Consider the following 4,148-nt stretch of genomic DNA (forward strand, 5'->3'; position numbering starts at 1 on the left):
AAGACGAGGAACTCGTAGGGGAGCCGGTTGCACGCCGACGGCGACTGCCGACCGATCGCGAGCGCCCGGTCGATGAGCTCACGATCGACCGGCTTGTCGAGGAACCACCGCACGGACCGGCGCTGGTGGGCGAGCGCGAGCAGGTCGTCGTAGGTGACGGAGCTGGCCTGGATCGACCCGTGCTCGTACGGCATGACGGCAGCGGGCTCCGGCGAGTGCTGGACGGAGGAGAAGACCTCACGCGCCCGGTCCACGACGGGGTCCGGGGCGGTGATCACCCGGAAGTACTCCGCGAGCACGTCGGACGCCCACTGGATCTCGCTCGGGTCCATCGCCGGATCGTTCGGTCCGCGATCGACGGCCAGCGCGTAGAACTCCACCGTCTCGAGGATGTAGTCCTTGGCGAAGACCTCCCGCCGGGGCCGCATGAGGATCCCCTTCTCGAGCCGATGCACGTTGCGCCTCAGCTCGACATGGCTGGTCCGGCGCCGCCGGAGGTTCTCGTAGTAGGCGCGGCGGCCCGAGAGCACGGCCCACTGCTCACGGTTGAAGGTGCCGAATCCGAGGACCGCGTACAGGGTCGCGCCGAGCCGGCTCGTACCCCCGACGGCGAGCACCCCGCGGTTGGCGGTCTCGTAGGTCTTGCGGATGGCCGGGACCGCCAGGAGATCCTTGGCGATGCGCTTCAACTTCTTGATCACTCGAGTCCTCAGGTGACGGGGCTGGGCCGCGAGGGCGGCAGGGGCCGTCGTGCAGGCCGACGACATTCCCGCTGAGTCTACCCATCGGGTTCCCGAGCCCCGGGGGACCCGCAGCCCGCACGGGGGTCGGCGCGACCGGTCGCTACGCTGACCCGGCAGATCGCACACGGAAGGACACTCATGACCTATCGCGAGCTCGCAGTGCCCGGAGCGTGGGAGATCACCCCCGTACAGCACGGGGACCCGCGCGGGGTCTTCCTCGAGTACTTCCAGGGCGCGCCGTTCCGCCGGTCGGTGGGCCACGGCTTCGACCTCCAGCAGGCGAACTGCTCGGTCTCGGCAGCCGGGGTGCTCCGCGGGATCCACTACGCCGACGTGCCCCCGGGTCAGGCGAAGTACGTCACCTGCGCGAAGGGCGCGGTGCTGGACGTCGTGGTCGACCTGCGGGTCGGCTCGCCGACCTTCGGCACCTGGGACACCGTGCTGCTCGACGACGTCGACCGCCGCGCGATCTACCTGAGCGAGGGTCTCGGCCACGCGTTCATGTCCCTCGAGGACGACTCGACGGTGCTCTACCTGTGCTCGACGGGCTACAGCCCGGGCCGTGAGCACGGGATCCACCCCTTGGACGCCCAGGTGGCGATCGAGTGGCCGACGACCGCGCGCGACGGCTCCCCGATCGTCCCCCAGCTCTCGGACAAGGACCTCGCTGCCCCCACTCTCGCGCAGGCCATGGCGGACGGTGTCCTCCCGCGGTACGAGGACGTCCTCGGCTACGTGGCGACCCTGGGCTGATCAGGGGCGGATCAGCGAACGGAGGCCGCCTGCTCGTAGGCGGTCAGGTGGACGGCCGCTGCCGCCTGCCAGGTGAACCCGGCGGCCCGCTGCACCGCCGCTGCGGAGAGCGCTGCTCGACGCGCGGGATCGTCCAGCAGGGCGCGCAGCGCCTCGCCGATGCTCGTCTCGTCCGTCCCGCAGTAGGCGACGGCGTCCCCGCCGACCTCCGGGAGGGAGAGCTCCCGCGTGGTGAGCACGGCGGCCCCGCAGGCCATCGCCTCGAGCACGGGCAGGCCGAACCCCTCCCCCAGGCTCGGGTAGGCCAGGACCTGAGCACCCGAGAGGAAGGCGGCGAGGTCGCCCAGGGGCAGGTATCCGGGCCGGAGCACCCGCAGCCCGTCGGGCACGGCCGCGACGGCGGGCTCGACCTCGGTGTCCCACCCCGGTCCGCCCGCCAGGACGAGCGCCGGCGGTTCGGCGAGACCGGCGACGGCACGCTGCCAGCCTCGGATCAGCGCCGGGACGTTCTTGCGCGGCTCGAGCGTCCCCAGGAACCCGACGTACGGCTGCTCGCCCAGTCCGAGACCTGCGCGCACCCGCGCGACGTCCTGCGGCCCGACGGGGTGGAACATCCCCGCGTCGACCCCGTGGTAGGCGACGTGGAACCGCTCCTTCCGTCCTCCGGCGAAGCGCAGGACCTCGTCGCGCGTCGCCAGGGAGGGCACGACGAGGGACGCGGCGCGGCGGACCGCCCCCCGGATCGCCGTGCGGAAGAAGCGCGCCTTGACCGGCGAGTGCAGTCCTGGGTGGCTGAAGAAGGTCGCGTCGTGCAGGGTGACGACGACGGGCACGCCCACGACCCGCGGCATCGTGTAGTGGGGGCTGTGCAGGACCCGGGCACCGGTCCTGCGCACCAGCCCCGGAAGCCCGACCTGCTCCCAGGCCATCCGCGCAGGGCGCCCGGCGATCCGTGACGGGGCCGGGACGATCTCGGCGCCGGGTGCCACGGCCGAGGTCGCGGCCGCGTCCCGGTCCTGGCAGGCGACGACGAGGTCGACCCCCTCGGCCAGCAGGGCCGGCAGGAGGGCGTCCACGTATCGGCCCACTCCCCCGCGGTCGGAGGGGATGGCCGTCGCATCGAGGAGGACTCGCACGGCGTGATCCTAGGTGCGCACCGAGGACGCCGTCGCCCCGCGGGCGCGCCGACCCGCCCGGTGCGACGGGAGGCGGTTCAGTCGCGCAGGTCCTCCAGGGCGCCCAGCAGCTGCTGCGCGCTGCGTTCCCAGGTCCACGTCCGTGCCGCCGCGCGGGCCGCCTCCGTCCGCTCCGTGGCGTCCGCTCGGAGGGCGGCGCCGATCGCCGCCGAGAAGGACCCGGGATCGTCGGGATCCGCGTAGTCCACGAGCGGGCCACCGATCGCCTCGAACGGCGGGATCGCCGAGACCACGGCCGGCACCCCGCAGGCCATCGCCTCGAGCAGCGGGAGCCCGAAGCCCTCGTACCGGGACGGGAAGACGAAGAGCCGGGCGCCGCGGTAGACGGCGGGCAGCTCCGCGTCCTGGACGTACCCCGTGAAGCGGACCGAGGACACGACGTCCGCTGGGACGTCGCTCGGCACCTCGTGCGCACCCCACCCCTGACGCCCGACGACGACCAGCGGGTACCGATCGCGGAGCTCCTCGTCGAGGGCGGCATAGGCGCGCAGCAGGGTGACGAGGTTCTTGCGCGGTTCGAGCGTCCCCACGCAGAGCACGTACTGCTCGGGCAGTCCGGGCAGTCCGGCGGCGGGTGACGGCGTGGACCGCCCGCCGAGGAAGGTCTCGTCCAGCGCACAGTCCACGATCGTGACCGGGGGGTGCGCGGGGAAGGTGGCGTCGATCCGCTCGGCGGTGAACGGCGAGATCGCGAGGACGCGGTCCGCCGTCCGCATCGTCCGCGGGACGGTCCGACGCAGGTGCCCGAGGTTGCGGGCATCGACCACCTGCGGGAGGTCGACGTAGGTGAGGTCGTAGACCACGACGGCGCTCGGCACCCCGGGCAGCCAGGGGAACACCGTGTAGTTCGTGGCCAGGAGGACGTCGAGCGGTGGCAGCCACCGGGTGACCGGCACGCGCACGCCGTAGGAGTACGCCGCCTGGTAGAGCCGGCGCGGGAAGGGCAGGAAGACCTGCTCGACGTTGGGCAGCTCCGGCAGCAGGTAGGGCCGCGACCTGTCGTCCGCGAACCCGACGACGACGAAGCGCCAGTCCGGGCGGGCGCGAGCCGTCGCCGCCACCAGGTTCGCGCTGTACCGGCCGATCCCGTCGACCCGCCGGTACAGCGGCGTTCCGTCGACCGCGACGGTGACCGTCCCCGTCATGCGTCCGCCCCCGTGTCCTGCGCTGCCTCCTCGCGGACGGCGGCCAGCCGGCCCAGTGCCGGCCGCACGAGCAGGCCGGTCGTGACGAGCTCGCTCACCACGAGCGCGAGCGCTGCGCCGATCGGCCCGAAGCCCCAGGTGCCGAGGACCACGAGCGGCACTCCGCAGGCCGCCCCGGCGATGGTCGCGATGAAGACCCACCTCACCTGCCCGGCGGGGAGGACGAAGTGCCGGGTCAGCGAGATCCGCACGGACACCAGCAGGAAGGTCAGCCCGAGCACCGCCACCACGGGGCGGGAGGCCTCGACGTC

At 73.1% G+C, this 4,148-nt stretch carries 5 protein-coding genes; 1 reads left to right on the forward strand and 4 read right to left on the reverse strand.

All coding sequences use genetic code 11. The annotated features are described in order from the left end of the window. Window positions 1-701, reverse strand: a 701-nt coding sequence (locus ABWK99_RS14280) for a nitroreductase family protein (RefSeq protein WP_372595369.1), incomplete at its 3' end; no start/stop codon positions are given. A 180-nt stretch (window positions 702-881) separates the two neighbouring features. On the opposite strand from ABWK99_RS14280, the gene ABWK99_RS14285 reads away from it, so the two are divergent. Continuing rightward, window positions 882-1,496: a dTDP-4-dehydrorhamnose 3,5-epimerase family protein gene (locus ABWK99_RS14285; protein WP_372595370.1), complete on the forward strand. Its 615-nt coding sequence runs from the start codon at window positions 882-884 to the stop codon at window positions 1,494-1,496. Window positions 1,497-1,507: 11 nt separating this feature from the next. Here the strand turns inward: ABWK99_RS14285 and ABWK99_RS14290 are convergent, their stop codons facing one another. The 3 genes from ABWK99_RS14290 to ABWK99_RS14300 form a co-directional block, all read right to left on the reverse strand. Next, window positions 1,508-2,632, reverse strand: a complete 1,125-nt coding sequence (locus ABWK99_RS14290) for a glycosyltransferase family 4 protein (RefSeq protein WP_372595371.1) — start codon at window positions 2,630-2,632, stop codon at window positions 1,508-1,510. A gap of 77 nt (window positions 2,633-2,709) precedes the next feature. Then, window positions 2,710-3,837, reverse strand: coding sequence for a glycosyltransferase family 4 protein (locus ABWK99_RS14295; RefSeq protein WP_372595372.1), 1,128 nt, complete (start codon window positions 3,835-3,837; stop codon window positions 2,710-2,712). Next, on the reverse strand, window positions 3,834-4,148 hold a 315-nt coding region (locus ABWK99_RS14300), incomplete at its 5' end, for a hypothetical protein (RefSeq protein WP_372595373.1). The genes ABWK99_RS14295 and ABWK99_RS14300, both read right to left, overlap by 4 nt.

This window comes from Actinotalea sp., assembly GCF_041597215.1.
In the GTDB taxonomy this organism is placed as follows: domain Bacteria; phylum Actinomycetota; class Actinomycetes; order Actinomycetales; family Cellulomonadaceae; genus Actinotalea.